Below are 14004 nucleotides of genomic sequence, written 5' to 3' on the forward strand. Positions count from 1 at the left end.
CGCATTGCGACCGCAGTGTCCTGCGGTGTCGTCCTGTGGTACCGCAGGTTGCCGGGATGGTCCGTGTGGCGTTTCTAGTTATGTCGCGTATTTCAGGCGGCGGGTTTAGAGTCAATGTATGCAGCAATCGCACCACGTTCCGGGTTTTACGGTCCGGTTGGCTGACCCGGGATCCGGCCAGCCGGCGGACACCGCCGCGCCCGCGCCAACAGTCCGAGGGAAAAGCTTCCGGGAGCGCCGCAGGAACCGCCATGGGCGTGGCCTGCGCGGCGAACTGATGCTCCCCACGCTTCCGGGCTACCGCACCCGTTCGGACCGCTTCGACGAGATGGTCATGGACTCCGCCCAGCGTCTCCATGACATCTGGGGAAAGCCGCTGGACGGTGTCAGGTTTGCTGTTGATGAGATCCCGCAGGGCCTGGAACAGCTGGTCGCGGACCGCTCCCCCGCGCCCATGGGTCTTTATGAGCCCGCCACCGCCGACGAAGGTCCGGTGATCACGCTCTATCGCCGGGTCATCGAGAACGCCTGCTCCAGCCGCGAGGAACTACAGGACCTGGTGCACGACGTCGTGGTGGAACGCACCGCTGAAATGCTCGGGGTTGCGCCGGAAACCCTGGACCCCGTGTACCGGCGCCGGTACTGATCGCCGGCACTGGCTGGCTGCTAGTAGCCGAGCTTCACCGCGACTTGTTCCTGGCCCGCGGCGCCCGGCGCCACCGCCACTGCGCCGATGTCCGCGCGCCCGTCCTGCTCCAACAGCACGGTGCCGTACGCCGCATCGCCGGATGCTGATACGACGTACCCGAGCACCGCGGAATCGGCCACTTCAGCCGGCACCTTGATGACTGCGGTGGTGCCGCCCGCGATGTCCGCGGCGGCGGCCGTGCGGACCTTGCCGTCAGCTGTGATGGGCGTGTAGGTGATCTTGGCCCGGCCTTCGGGTGCACCGAAGACCAGGTAGCGTTCTCCACCACGCGGCGCGGCCACCACGTGCTGGCTTCCGAGCCTGGCGGATGACGGCGACCAGGCAAAGTCCGTGGCACCGTCCGACTTGAGGCCTCGGGTGACGCGCGCCGCAGCGGCGAACGACACGTCGGAACTGGCCGCAACGGTGTATTGGCCGGCCGGAACACCGGCCAGCGAAACCTCGGTCACGGACCCGCCCTTGGCCGTCACTACGCCGCCGCCCGGCAGTGCCTTTTGCCCATCACGGCTGTACAGCTTGATTTCCACCACGGCGTCCGCGGGGCCGGGGACAGCGATCTGCAGCGCCGCAGCGGCGTCCGCAAAGCCCTGTTTGGCAGTGAGTGCCTTGGCGGAGGCCGGGTCCTGGATGTCCAGTCCGGACATGACCTGCCGTGTCGCCGGTGCCGCGCCGGGCACAATGAAGTCCACGCCGCCGGGAGTCAGCCCCCTCAGGACACTTTGCTGGATAACGGCGGTGACCGGTCCGCCGGCGCTCCGGGCGTGGATGCTGAGCTTTGCCTGGCCAGGCGCCAGTCCGGCCAGCACGATTGAGCGGGTGGTTCCCGGCGCAACCAGGAGTCCGCGGCTGCCGGGCGCCTGGATCCGGCCCTCGGCGCCGTACAGGTCCAGGCTGACTGTTGCCGGAGTGCTGGAGGCGTTACTGAGGTTTAGTACAGCGGTCCGCCCCAGCGACGTGTTCGCCCCTACAAGCCACAGGTCGTTCGACGGTGCCTGGCAGCCGGCCGCGGCCAGGCCCTGCAGGTCACCGTCGGTGGCGGTATAGCTCATCACGCCGCCGGCCGTGGCCTGCTGGTTGCCTGCCGCGTCCGCACTCAGGACGCTGACGGAATCCACCGAGCGCTCGGACACGACCCCTGCCAGCAACGCAGGAGGGGCGGTGGCGGCGGTAGGGCTGCCGGGATCCTTGGCGATCTCTGCCAGCGGATTCCCGTTGAGTTCGGCGAGCCTGCTTCCGGGCAGCACTCCTGCGTTGGTACTCAGCACTGCGCCGTTGACCCGGGTCTTGGCGGTGGCCGATTCCGGGCTGAACTGTGGGTCGGTCCCCACGGGCGTGCCCTCCAACAAGCGGGCGGGGCCGGGGCAGATCCCCACGCTGCTTCCCGCGGGTACTGCCGCCAAGGGTGCTTCGAGCGTACGGCTGCCGGAGCTTTGCGGGCCCATCGACGCCGCCGCCACCAGGCTTCCGGCGGCGGCCACGATCACCACTGCCCAGGTCAGCCCGGCCACCGTTCCGCGCACAGCCCTGCCGCGGGCCTTGAATCCCTTCAGGCGGCCTGCCGCGGGGGCGGATCCTCCTGCATGGTCAGCCGTGTGGTCCGCGGTACCTGCCGGCGCGTCTGAACCCTCTGGTCGTCCCGCTGTTGGTCCGGCGGCGGAGGCGACGTCTTCCTTATGTGCCGGCGGCACGCCGTCGTTCCCGTCCTTATGCATGCTGATGTTCCTTACGCAGGGAGCCTTCATCGCGGGAGAGACCGGTGTTCGGCCGGCGGGCGGGCATGGGGATGGCGAGCAGCACAGTCAGTCCAATGACGGTGGCTTGGACAACGGCGGTCCACACCGCCCACGGGTTTTCGTAGCGGATGGTGAGCTGGCCCGCCTGGGCGGGGAGGGTGAACGCCTGGGACCAGCCGGACGTTGTGGAAGTCAGGCGCCTGCCGTCCAGCCATGCGGACCATCCCGGATCCGCACGTTCGGCGAGAACCACGAGCCGGCCTTCCGGCCCTTCCGGAACAGCGGCATCAACCGATTCCAGTTCCGAGGGCAGAAGCCCTATCGCGGCTCCGGCACCATCCACGATGCGCACCCGGTGGGCGACATCCGCGGCGTCGATGACGGGCTGGTTCAGCGGGCTGATCCGCCAGAGCCAGCCGACATTTGTTTGCCCCACCGCCACCAGTCCGGGCACGGCATCCATCCGGCTCGCGGTCAGCTGCGCGGCGGTGTCCGAGGACCGGAGGACAACGAAGCCTGCCCCCAGCCGTTCCAGCTCAGGGCGCGGGTCAACGCCCTGGCCGGCGACCACTGTGGCCACGACGCTGCGCAGGGCTGCGGTGACGGCGTCGTCATCCCTGACGGATTCCTTGCCAGGGTCGCCAATAATGTTGCGGGCGGCCGCAATGGTGGACAATCCGTCCAGGGTGGTGCCGGCCCCCCTCACGATCGAGGCGCTGAAGCTGCCGTCCTCGGCCGTGTCAATAACCAGCGTCCGTGTCTGCTCCGGTCCTTGGCCGCGATCGATGGCCGTTGCCGGCAGCGTGCGGGCGGAGGTGGAAGCAATCTGCCGCGGGGTTCCCCACGGGGCCGTTGACGAGGCCTCAGGGGCAGGTCCGGCTGGTGCAGCCAAGGAGGCGGACTGCAACAGGTTCTGGGCCGCCCAGGCGCTCAGTCCGGCCACGGGTCCGGCCACCAGCAACACCATGGCAAGGACGGACATGGACTTGAGCGCGATCCGGCGGGCAGCCGGCGCGGCGGCCGTCCTCTCTGCGAAGCAAAGCAGACCGTCCGCCCCGATCAGGGCGGCCCCCAGCAGCAGGAATCCGGACGCAGACACGGCAGGTCCCGTAAAGGGCGTGACCAGGGTGTCGGCGCTCGCGCCGGTGGCGACGTGGCCGGCAAGCCACCCGCCCGCGAGGATGATCAGCGCAGCCACCCACAGGGCACGGGCAACGCGGGTGCGTTTGCCGGGGACAAACAATGCCGCCGTCGCGAGGGCCAGTACCGGGAAACCGACCAGAAGGGCAAGGAGCAGCGCCCACGGGACGGCAGATCCGTCGAAAACCGGAAGGCCGGCCAACCCGCCGTCGGCATCAAAATGCAGCGGCTGTCCCAGCACCTGCTGCCATAACGGCGCGGCATCAAAACCGAGCGGCACGCCGGGGTCGGCCAGCAGGGCACGCGGGCGGTCGAGGACGGAGAACCCGAAGGGAACGAAAAGCGCTGCACTCGGCAGCAACGCCCACCAAACAGTGCGCCCGCGCCTGCCGAGCAGGATCCCTGCCAGGACAACCACGGTGACGGACGGAACCAGCAACGACGGCGCCGCCGCTGCCACCACGGCCAGCGCCAGGCCGGCCGCAGCTGCGGCGGTCCACGATGGCATCCCGTTGACGCCCGGCTTGGCGGGAGGCTTTTCCAGGAATCGGCGGTCCCCCGGCTCGGGGACCGCAAAGCGCCCCTGGCCCCGGGCAGTGCCGGTGGCACGTAGCAGGCCCACCACGAGGAGCGGAATCATGATGTGCGCTACCAGCGCACCCAGGCGTCCCTGGTTCAAAGCAACCTGCAGGGCGGGCGCCCCGCCCCACACGAGTGCAGCCACGAGGCGGAACCGCCTCCGCGTGGTCAGGCCGCCGGCTGCAAACCAGGCAGCGAGGCCGGAGAGGGGCATGGCCAGGAGCAGCAGCCAGGCCAGTGCGCTGTTGGCATCGCCGCCGCCGGCAATGCCAAGAACCCACAGGAGAAGGGCGAAGGGGTCGCCGTGGCCGGGAAGTCCGGCGCCCAGCCCGATCCACCAGCTGGTGGCGTGGTGCCAGATGTCCGAAACCTTCGACGAGACCGGAATAAGGCCACCACCGGAGACGGCTTCGGCACGGAACAACCCCGAAAGCCCAATCAGCGAGGCAGCAGCTGTCAGGATCACGGCCAGCAGGGCGCCGTTGCCCACCCAGCCGCGGTCCGACGTGGTCAGCGCGGCGAAATCATCCGTGGAGTCACCGCTGGGCTGTTCGGCCAGCGGATCGGTCCGCGCCGAGTCCGCGTCCTGGTCGTCGGAGCCCAAAGCTTCAATGAGAGAACGCCGGTGTGCCCAGACTTCGCGCCGCGGGGTCTGGAGTCCCTTGATGACCGAGCGGCGGATCCGTCGCGTCCGTGCTGCCTCGCGACGCCCGCGGATCACCGCCGCAGGGCGGCCGAGCGCGACAAAAGTCGCCATGAGCTGGGAAAATCCGTGGCCGGGATCCTTGACCGCAATGCTCAGGACGAGCTTGAAGAGACTCCCCAGCAGTGCCCCCACCGCGTGCAGCGGCACCTTCCACCACACGGTGTGCTTGAGGCGCAGGTGAACCTGTGCCTTGCGGGCCGCGCTGGCGCTCCCCAATGCGTGCGGCCGGTGCGACACGTGGAACATCCGTGCGGTGGGCACCACCACCACACGGTGTCCGGCCAGGCGGTTGCGCCAGCAGAAGTCCACATCGTCCCCGGTGCCGGGCAGGGCAGCGTCAAAACCACCCAGTTCCTCCCAGACGTCCCGTCGAACCAGCATGCCGGCGGAGTTGACCGCGAAAGTGTCGCTGCGGCCGTCGTACTGACCCTGGTCGAGTTCATCCGCTTCAATGAGGGTCAGCCGCTCAGCCCAGCGGCTGGTGGAAAGTCCGACGTCGATCAGCCGGCGCCTGGCGTGCCAGTCAAGCTGCTTGCAGCCGGCCACCGTCACCGACGGTGCCCGCTCCACGGCATGGAGCAGCTCGGCAAGCGCTTCCGGCGCGGGCGCTGCATCATCGTGCAGCAGCCAGATCCATTCGGCGTCGGCCGCCGTCCGGTCACGGTCCCCGGGATCGTCGTTCCGGGGGGCCAACGCGGCCAGGCCGGCCTTGACGGCATCCCCCATCCCGGCCCGCCCCTGCTGGAAAGTGGTGACGTTGGCCTCGCCGAACGCCTGGTCCAGCAGAGCCAGGGAATTATCCCGTGAGCCGGTATCGACGCCGATGAAGGCATCAACAGGTCGGGTCTGCTCCGACAAAGCCGCCAGGGTCCTGGGGAGATAGTCACCGCCGTTGTGGGCGACCACAACGGCGGTGACATGTACTACTTGAAGAATTAGACCGCTCGCTTCCTCAGCCGACGGCGCTCGCGCTCGGAGAGGCCTCCCCAAATGCCAAAGCGTTCGTCGTTCGACAGTGCGTATTCCAGGCACTGCGAGCGTACGTTGCAGGCGCCGCATACTTTCTTGGCGTCGCGGGTGGACCCTCCCTTTTCGGGAAAGAATGCCTCCGGATCAGTCTGGGCGCACAATGCGTCCGTCTGCCAGCCGAGCTCGCCTTCGTCGTCGAAGTTCTGCTCGAAGGGTAGCCCGATCCAGACAGGTTGTGCGGTGGTTTCCGAGTGGAGTGTCTGCAGTTCCATCGGCGGATCGTGCAGATCGTTGTCCTGGTCGGGGTTGCCCGCCAGGAGTGCTTCATGCGCTGCCAGGAAGGCCGTGGCCTGGTCCTGCAGCAGATCGTTGGTGCTTTGGTTGTACCGCTCTGCAGCATCCGGATCGGCCGGATCTACATACCAATCACTTGGCACACCGCGCGAACGGTACTTTGCCGACGCCTGACCCGCGACGACTGCATCTTCATGGATACGCTCAACTTGCCCCATTATGGCGTCCCTCCTGATGTTGCTGCCCCTGACTGAATACCTGGACACTCGGTTGTGTGGCCCGTATCTGCGCAATGGCGTTCGATAACTAATTACACGCGTGTAAGTCGTTGGGAGTCAAGCGGCTGCCGGGATAATAATCAACTTCGTTCCCAATCCGCTGCCACGCCACGCCCATGAATTTTCGGACGACTCGCCGCCATCACGGGAATTTCAACAGCATACTGACTAGTTTTCTGGGAATTTGCCGGGAATCCCGGGAAATCCTCCGTCCACCGTGATTTAGGCAATCAAAGTGATCAAAAATTACGTGTCGCAAATCACACAGCCTTCAGGGTGGCCGCGTTCCCGTGGCCCCGCGCACCACCTCCCGCCCCGCCGGGCACCGTGGCAAGATGTTGGCATGAGCATCCCCGCAATCGACTTAATGACTGCACTGCGGTCCGGCCACTCCACCTCTCCCCGACTGACCTGGTACGGACCGGACTCCGAGCGGGTGGAACTGTCCGGCCGGGTCCTGGACAACTGGGTAGCGAAAACCAGCAACCTGCTGCAGGACGAACTCGATGCCGAGCCCGGGATACGGCTCCGGCTGGATCTGCCGGCGCACTGGAAGTCGATGGTGCTGGCCCTTGCCGCCTGGCAGCTCGGGATGGAAGTTGTCCTCGACTCCGGTGACGCAGAGCTCCTCGCCACCCAGTCACCGGAAGCCGGTAGCGGCGGTGCCGCGTTCGACGCCGTCATTGCAGTGCCGCTTCCGGCACTGGCGATGCGCTGGCCGGGCGAGCTGCCGCCCGGCGTCGTCGACTTCGCCGCCGAAGTGCGTTCGCACGGCGACGTCTTTATGGCCCATCAGGATCCGGAAGGGTCACAGCGGGCCATAGTGTCAGCTGCCGGCACAGCGCATACGCACTCAGAACTGCTCGAAGGCTTCGCCGCCACGCACGATACCGGCGTGCGGCTGCTGGTCCGGGCAGGCGAGGGCCTCGAGGAGGCCCTTGTCCAGTCGCTGGGGGCCTGGCACAACGGCGGTTCAGTCGTCCTGGTCCACCCCGACGTTTCGGTGACCGAGAAGCTCCTCAACGACGAACGCGTGCAGGGAGACTAGGCCCTAGCTAGCTGCGGGGCGGGGCGGGGAGGTCCGGATCCTGCACCTTGGCCTGTACCTCGTCGGCGGGAACGCGGACGGCGTGCCTGTCCTGGTGGTGGTGCAGTTCGATGATCTCGTGGTCGTGCGAGAACGACGGTTCTTCGTCCAGTTCCTTGTTGAAAACCAGGAACCGGTAGGCGAAGAAACGCACCACGGTGGCCACGAGGATGCCGGCCACGCCGGCCAGGAAAAGCATGTTCTTGTCCGTGATGCCGAGCGAATACTTGGCCAGGGCGGTGAAGCCGGTGGAGATGCCGATACCGATGCCGTTGATCAGGATGAACATAAAGAACTCGCGGATCACATTGTCCTGGCGGCGGTGGCGGAACGTCCAGAACCGGTTAGCTATCCAGGAAAAGACCGTGGCAACCGATGCGCCCACGAACCGTGCCTTGGCCTCGCTGTCAGTCATCGGGCCGTGCATCAGGTAGTAGGTCAGGCCGTTGTCGATCACGAATGCGACACCGCCGACGGCGCCGAACTTGGCCACCTCACGCCAAAAAAGCGAGGCGAGTCCGCGCAAACGTTCTGCAAGTGTGTAAATCATGACCCTCCATGGCCGTCTGAGATTTCGGGCCATAGGGCCGAGTACCCATTTTAGCCCGTTAGCTGGAAACAGTCTGAACGGGCTACGCAACGCAGGCTCCCGCTGGCTCGAAATAACGCAAATTCCGGGCCGAAACGGTGGTGAAGCCCGGAACTCCCCTGCTCTTCTGTAGGCTGGTTCTTGTGACTTTTCCAGTAATAGGCGTAGTTGGCGGCGGCCAGCTTGCCCGCATGATGGCCCCCGCCGCAACGGCCCTGGGCTTTGAACTACGCGTCCTGGCCGAGGGCGAAGATGTGTCCGCGGTCTCCGCCGTGCCGACGTCGCCGGTAGGTGATTACAAGGACCTCGACGCCCTGCTGGAGTTTTCCCAGGGCCTCGACGTCATGACGTTTGATCACGAACACGTCCCGAACGACCACCTTCGTGCGCTGCAGGAGGCGGGCGTCAACGTGCAGCCCGGCCCCGACGCGCTGGTGCACGCACAGGACAAACTGGTGATGCGCGCCGCCATCGACCGGCTGGAGCTGCCGAACCCCGCGTGGGCCTCCGTTGCCGACGTCGATGCCCTGATTGCCTTTGGCGAGCAGACCGGCTGGCCGGTGGTGCTGAAGACGCCCCGCGGCGGCTATGACGGCAAAGGCGTCCGCATGGTCGGCTCGGCTGAGGAAGCCCCCGAAACCGCCGACTGGTTCGCGGCCATGACTCCCCTGCTGGCCGAGGCCAAGGTGGAATTCAGCCGCGAACTGTCCGCACTCGTCGCGAGGACGCCGAACGGTGAATCCCGTGCCTGGCCGGTGGTCCACACGATCCAAGTGGACGGCGTATGCGACGAAGTGATCGCCCCCGCCCAGGACATCCCGCTCGAGGTGGCCGCGGCCGCCGAAGACGCGGCAATCCGCATCGCCAACGAACTGGGAGTCACCGGCGTCATGGCCGTGGAACTCTTCGAAACTCCCGGCGTCGGGTCCGGCTTCCTGATCAATGAACTCGCCATGCGTCCGCACAACACCGGCCACTGGACCCAGGACGGATCCGTCACGAGCCAGTTCGAACAGCACCTGCGCGCGGTACTGAACCTCCCGCTCGGCGCCACCGACGCCCTGGGGCCGATTGTTGTGATGAAGAACTTCCTCGGCGGAGACAACCAGGAACTGTTCTCGGCATATCCGCTGGCCATGGCGAGCGAGCCGGCCGCGAAAATCCACTGCTACGGCAAAGCCGTCCGGCCCGGAAGGAAGATCGGCCACGTCAACCTGGTGGGCGCAGCCGCTTCCGACGTCGATTCCGTCCGGCAGCGCGCCACTACCGTCGCCAACATCATCAGGGACGGCCGTGCTCCGGCCCGAACAGCACCAGGGAACTCCGAGGAGACCGTATGAGCACGCCTGCAGCAGCAATCCACCTGGCTGAAACCGACGCCGCGGCGCCGATCGTCGGCCTCGTGATGGGCTCCGACTCGGACTGGCCGGTCATGGAAGCCGCAGCCGAGGCCCTGGCCGAGTTCGGCATCCCATTCGAAGCCGATGTGGTCTCGGCCCACAGGATGCCCACTGAAATGATCCGCTACGGCCAGACAGCCCACGAGCGGGGACTGCGCGTCATCATCGCCGGAGCCGGCGGCGCGGCCCACCTGCCCGGCATGCTGGCATCCGTCACCCCGCTGCCGGTCATCGGCGTCCCCGTCCCGCTGAAGACGCTGGACGGCATGGACTCGCTGCTGTCCATCGTCCAGATGCCCGCCGGAGTTCCGGTGGCCACGGTGTCGATCGCCGGGGCACGGAACGCCGGCCTGCTGGCCGTCCGCATCCTGGCCTCCGGCACAGACGACCTCGCCCTCCGCCTGCGCGATGACCTGATCGAGTTCGCGCAGGAACTCAACGACGTCGCCACCCGCAAGGGCGCGACGCTGCGGCACAAAGTGAGCGAAGTGTTCTCCGACGGCAACGTCGTTCTCCGGGGCAGCCGTTAGGAATCAGATGACCACCAGCCACTCCCGTCCCAAGGCACCGCAACCGGCTCTAACGGACCCCGTCCGCAATCCGTTGAATGCCCCGGCGCCTGTGAGGACCAAACGCGCGTTTGTCCTCCTGCTGCTGACCCTGTTCGTCCCCGGCAGCGCCCAGATCGTGGCCGGCGACCGCAAATTGGGAAGGATCGCCCTCCGCGTGACGCTGGGCGCATGGGGACTGGCGATCGTGGCACTGGTCCTGCTGCTGGTGAACCGCACGCTCCTGATTGGTATCCTCACCAACACGGTGGCTTCACTCCTGATCATCGTCATCCTCATCGCCCTCGCCATAGGCTGGGCCGCGCTGTTCGTCAACACCCTCAGGCTCATCCGGCCGGTCCTGCTGGCGCCCGGAATGCGGCCCATCGTGGGCGTCGCCCTGGTGTTGGCAATGGTGCTCAGCAGCGGCACGCTGGGCTACGCGGCCTACGTATTGAATGTGAGCCGCAACGCCATCGGCAGCATCTTCTCCGCCGGACCGGCCATTGATCCCGTGGACGGCCGCTACAACTTCCTGATGATGGGCGGCGACGCCGGAGACGACCGCACGGGCCGCCGTCCGGACAGCCTCTCCGTCCTCAGCGTCGACGCCAAGACGGGCCAGACCGCCATCATCTCGGTGCCGCGCAACCTGCAGAACGCACAGTTCAGCGAAGGCTCGCCGATGCGGCAGATCTACCCGGACGGCTACGACTGCGGCAACGAGTGCCTCATCAATGCCATCAACACCGAAGTGACCAACGAGCACGCCGACCTCTATCCCGGCGTCGCCGATCCCGGCGCCCAGGCAACCCTCGAGGCTGTCTCGGGCACACTCGGCATCACCGTCCAGGCCTACGTCCTGGTGGACATGGACGGCTTTGCCAAACTGATCGACGCCATGGGCGGCATCAGAATCAAGGCCGGCGGCTGGGTGCCGCTCAGCGGCGACATGGTGGATGAGGCCAACGGCATCCACGGGATGCCCACCGGCTGGATTGCGGCCGGCGATCAGCACCTGGACGGTTACCACGCACTCTGGTACGGACGCTCCCGCGAATTCGTTGACGATTACGCCCGCATCCAGCGTCAGCAGTGTGTCCAGCAGGCCATGCTGAAGCAGCTGGACCCGGCAACGCTGCTCGCCAAGTTCGAGGACATCGCCAATGCGGGCACGAAGGTGGTGGACTCCAACATTTCCGCCAGCCAGCTCGGCAGCTTTGTGGACCTGGCGATGAAGGCCAAGGGCAAGGAAGTCAGCCGTCTGACCATCGGACCACCTGACTTCGACGCATCGTTCTCGACCGTGCCGGACTTCGACCAGATCCACGAGAAGGTGGACCAGCTGTTGGCCGCACAGTCCGAAAAGTCGGCGGGTGCTGCCGGGGATTCCGCCGAAGGGGACAGCATCGTGCAGGCCGGAACGGCCCCAGGCCGTCTGATGGCGGCCGCACCGGCGGCGCCCCTGACGACGCCGGCGCCATCGCCGTCGTCGTCGGACTTCACACCGGTGACCACCACCCCCGACGGCGAGCCGATCACCGAAGAGATGCTCAACCAGTTCAAGCGTGAGGGCAACGAGCAGGCGATCCGGGACCTTGTGGCCACGAACGGCCAGTGCCGCCCGCTCTGAGCGCCCACGCCCCTTCCGCCGCAACTGCTGCACTGAGACAAAGGACATCAGGCTTTGTACGAAATTAAGAATGTTCTCCGGCCTTATGCCTGGGGCTCCACCACGGCAATTGCCGGCCTGCTGGGCAGGCAGGCCTCCGGCGGTCCGGAAGCGGAACTGTGGGTTGGCGCCCACCCGGATTCGCCGTCCGTGGCACTTGCGGCCGACGGCGGTCCGCTGGCTTTGGATGCGCTGATCAGCTCCGATCCGGGCCACCACCTGGGAAGCGCCAGCGTGGCGGAGTTCGGCCCGCGCCTGCCGTTCCTCCTCAAGGTCCTGGCCGCCGAGAGTCCACTGTCGCTGCAGGTCCACCCGACGCTGGAACAGGCACGGGCGGGCTTTGCCCGCGAGGAGGCTGCCGGCGTCGACCGTTCCGCGGCGGAGCGGAACTACAAAGATGACAACCATAAGCCGGAGATGATCTTTGCCCTGACGCCGTTCGAGGCGCTCTGCGGCTTCCGTCCGGCCGCGTCCACGCGCGCCCTCTTCGAGCACCTGGCCGCGTCCATGCGTGTGATGTCGCTGGAGGTTCCGCACGTGTTCCTCGACGTTGCCCAGGACCTCGCCGCGCCCGTGGAACACGATGCCCTGAAAGCCGCGTTCACCCGGCTCATCGGCGGCGGCCACGCCGTCTCGCACGCCGTGCGCGAACTTGTGGCAGCACTCAAGGCCGGGCTGCCGATGTCCCCGTACCAGACCGAGCTGTCCACGGTGGTCAGCCTGCACGGCCACTACCCCGGCGATCCCGGAGTGCTCATCTCGCTGCTGCTGAACAGGATCTCGCTTGCCCCCGGCGAGGCTGTATACCTGCCGGCCGGCAATGTCCACGCGTACCTGCACGGCCTCGGCATCGAGGTCATGGCGTCGTCTGACAACGTGCTCCGTGGCGGGCTGACGCCGAAGTTCGTGGACGTTCCCGAACTGCTGGCTACTGTGGAGTTCGAGTCCGTGGGCGTGCCAATGCTGGCCGCTGAGATGTCCGAGCTGGGCCAGGAACTCTACCGGCCCCCGTTCCGTGAATTCCAGCTGCAAAGGATCGAATTGGAGCCCGACGGCGGCCCCGTCCCGCTGGCACAGTCCGGCGCGGCTGTGATCATTGTGGTCTCCGGCTCCGTGCTGCTCGACTCCCCCAAGGGCGATCTCCATCTGGACCGCGGTGCGAGTGCGTTCCTTCCGGCCGCGGAGGCGCCGGTCAACGTGCACCCTGCAGCGGGCTCCGCGGGGACCGCCGTGGCCTTCGCCGTGACCACTGCCGCAGGGGCTTGATCCGGTGGAATACTTCCTGCAGACCCCGCAGTGGGCCGATGTCCAGCGTTCCCTCGGGCGCACGGTGCACGAACGGTCGGGTCCCGGCTGGAGCTTCCTCGCCGTGGAGGAGAAAAACCCGGCGGGCAAGGTGCTTTACGCCCCATACGGCCCAATTGCTGATTCACTCGAAGCATTCGACGCCGCGTTGGCCGCCTTGGTGGCACTGGCACGCAAGTGCGGTGCGGCCTTCGTCCGGATCGAGCCGGTCCGCGCCGGATTTGAAAACGCGGCATCCGAAACCGTACTGCGCAGCCGCGGCCTGCGACCTGCTCCCGTCAACCAGCAGCCCGAGCTGAGCTGGATCGTGGACCTGGACCGGGACTTCAAGGAGGTCCTGGCCGGTATGAAGCCCGTCAACCGGAACCTCTACCGGAACATCCACAAAAAGGACGTGACCTTCCGGACGTCGCAGGATCCCGAAGAAATCCGCGTGCTGTTGAATTTCCTGCACATGACGGCAAAGCGGAGCGGATTCAAGCCGCAAAGCGATGAGTACCTCAGCCAGGTGGCCCGGTCCCTCATGCCTGCGGGCGCGGCCACGCTGTTCATCGCCGAACGCCACGGCGGCCCCATCGCCGCAGCTCTGGCCTACGATTCCGCCGACACCCGCACCTATGCGCACGCAGCCCTGGACGACTCACACCGGAAGCTCAGCGCGGGCATTCCGCTGTTGGTGACGCTCATGGCGGATGCCAAGGAGAAGGGCCTGAAGTACGTCGACCTGTGGGGCGTGGCACCGGAGGATCAGCCGAACCACAAGTGGGCCGGGTTCACGGCGTTCAAGAAGTCCTTCGGCGGGCGCGAAATCGCCTACCCGGGCACCTGGGACCTGCCCGTGAAGAAGCTCCGCTACGGCGCCTACCAGCTCGCCCGGAAGGCCCGCGAAAAGCTCCGCGCACTCCGCAGCTGACGCTGAACGCTCACGTGCTCTACCCAAACGCGAACTGAGCGTGAACTTAGCGCGAACGGACACTTGCGGCCCTCCGCACGAG

11 protein-coding genes are annotated in these 14004 nt (G+C 66.8%); 7 read left to right on the top strand and 4 right to left on the bottom strand.

Annotated features, from left to right (window positions below; all coding sequences use genetic code 11):
* The first annotated feature begins 118 nt into the window (after positions 1-118).
* Positions 119-646 (top strand): metallopeptidase family protein, encoded by a 528-nt coding sequence (locus tag AC07YR_RS16055; protein WP_436057051.1) that lies wholly within the window; start codon positions 119-121, stop codon positions 644-646.
* 20 nt (positions 647-666) lie between these two features.
* On the opposite strand, the gene AC07YR_RS16060 is transcribed toward AC07YR_RS16055, so the two are convergent.
* Genes AC07YR_RS16060 through AC07YR_RS16070 form a run of 3 tightly spaced genes read right to left on the bottom strand, consistent with a single transcriptional unit; the run spans position 667 to position 6348 of the window.
* Positions 667-2421, bottom strand: coding sequence for a DUF5719 family protein (locus AC07YR_RS16060; protein ID WP_494734552.1), 1755 nt, complete (start codon positions 2419-2421; stop codon positions 667-669).
* Entirely contained in the window at positions 2414-5773 is a 3360-nt protein-coding gene (locus AC07YR_RS16065; protein ID WP_494734553.1) for a glycosyltransferase family 2 protein, read from the bottom strand. The genes AC07YR_RS16060 and AC07YR_RS16065 overlap by 8 nt, the downstream gene beginning before the upstream one ends.
* Before the next feature lie 29 nt (positions 5774-5802).
* The gene (locus tag AC07YR_RS16070; RefSeq protein WP_082506901.1) at positions 5803-6348 is read right to left on the bottom strand and encodes a WhiB family transcriptional regulator; all 546 of its coding nucleotides are present in this window, start codon (positions 6346-6348) and stop codon (positions 5803-5805) included.
* A 403-nt stretch (positions 6349-6751) separates the two neighbouring features.
* On the opposite strand from AC07YR_RS16070, the gene AC07YR_RS16075 reads away from it, so the two are divergent.
* Positions 6752-7456 carry a TIGR03089 family protein gene (locus AC07YR_RS16075; protein WP_494734554.1) on the top strand — a complete coding sequence of 235 codons (705 nt, stop codon included), beginning with the start codon at positions 6752-6754 and terminating at the stop codon, positions 7454-7456.
* A gap of 7 nt (positions 7457-7463) precedes the next feature.
* Here AC07YR_RS16075 and AC07YR_RS16080 read toward each other — a convergent pair whose 3' ends face one another.
* Positions 7464-8045, bottom strand: a complete 582-nt coding sequence (locus tag AC07YR_RS16080; RefSeq protein WP_436057047.1) for a GtrA family protein — start codon at positions 8043-8045, stop codon at positions 7464-7466.
* A gap of 230 nt (positions 8046-8275) precedes the next feature.
* Here AC07YR_RS16080 and AC07YR_RS16085 point away from each other — a divergent pair, with 230 nt between their 5' ends.
* The 5 genes from AC07YR_RS16085 to AC07YR_RS16105 are packed head-to-tail and all read left to right on the top strand — an operon-like array spanning position 8276 to position 13922.
* Positions 8276-9424, top strand: coding sequence for a 5-(carboxyamino)imidazole ribonucleotide synthase (locus AC07YR_RS16085; protein ID WP_494734606.1), 1149 nt, complete (start codon positions 8276-8278; stop codon positions 9422-9424).
* Positions 9421-10014: a 5-(carboxyamino)imidazole ribonucleotide mutase gene (gene purE, locus AC07YR_RS16090; RefSeq protein WP_436057046.1), complete on the top strand. Its 594-nt coding sequence runs from the start codon at positions 9421-9423 to the stop codon at positions 10012-10014. Before AC07YR_RS16085 ends, purE begins: the two co-directional genes overlap by 4 nt.
* Before the next feature lie 7 nt (positions 10015-10021).
* Positions 10022-11665, top strand: coding sequence for an LCP family protein (locus AC07YR_RS16095; protein WP_494734555.1), 1644 nt, complete (start codon positions 10022-10024; stop codon positions 11663-11665).
* A 54-nt stretch (positions 11666-11719) separates the two neighbouring features.
* Entirely contained in the window at positions 11720-12970 is a 1251-nt protein-coding gene (manA, locus tag AC07YR_RS16100; RefSeq protein ID WP_494734556.1) for a mannose-6-phosphate isomerase, class I, read from the top strand.
* Positions 12971-12974: 4 nt separating this feature from the next.
* Positions 12975-13922 (top strand): lipid II:glycine glycyltransferase FemX, encoded by a 948-nt coding sequence (locus AC07YR_RS16105; protein WP_494734557.1) that lies wholly within the window; start codon positions 12975-12977, stop codon positions 13920-13922.
* Positions 13923-14004: the final 82 nt, after the last annotated feature.

It is taken from the genome of Arthrobacter sp. GW460-12-1-14-TSB2 (assembly GCF_059423525.1).

Bases quoted from the DNA above. Each gene is read 5' to 3' on its own strand.
- AC07YR_RS16060 (WP_494734552.1), bottom strand. From the start codon at position 2,421: ATGCATAAGGACGGGAACGACGGCGTGCCGCCGGCACATAAGGAAGAC.
- AC07YR_RS16085 (WP_494734606.1), top strand. From the start codon at position 8,276: ATGATGGCCCCCGCCGCAACGGCCCTGGGCTTTGAACTACGCGTCCTG.
- AC07YR_RS16070 (WP_082506901.1), bottom strand. From the start codon at position 6,348: ATGGGGCAAGTTGAGCGTATCCATGAAGATGCAGTCGTCGCGGGTCAG.
- purE (WP_436057046.1), top strand. From the start codon at position 9,421: ATGAGCACGCCTGCAGCAGCAATCCACCTGGCTGAAACCGACGCCGCG.
- AC07YR_RS16055 (WP_436057051.1), top strand. From the start codon at position 119: ATGCAGCAATCGCACCACGTTCCGGGTTTTACGGTCCGGTTGGCTGAC.
- AC07YR_RS16080 (WP_436057047.1), bottom strand. From the start codon at position 8,045: ATGATTTACACACTTGCAGAACGTTTGCGCGGACTCGCCTCGCTTTTT.
- AC07YR_RS16075 (WP_494734554.1), top strand. From the start codon at position 6,752: ATGAGCATCCCCGCAATCGACTTAATGACTGCACTGCGGTCCGGCCAC.
- AC07YR_RS16095 (WP_494734555.1), top strand. From the start codon at position 10,022: ATGACCACCAGCCACTCCCGTCCCAAGGCACCGCAACCGGCTCTAACG.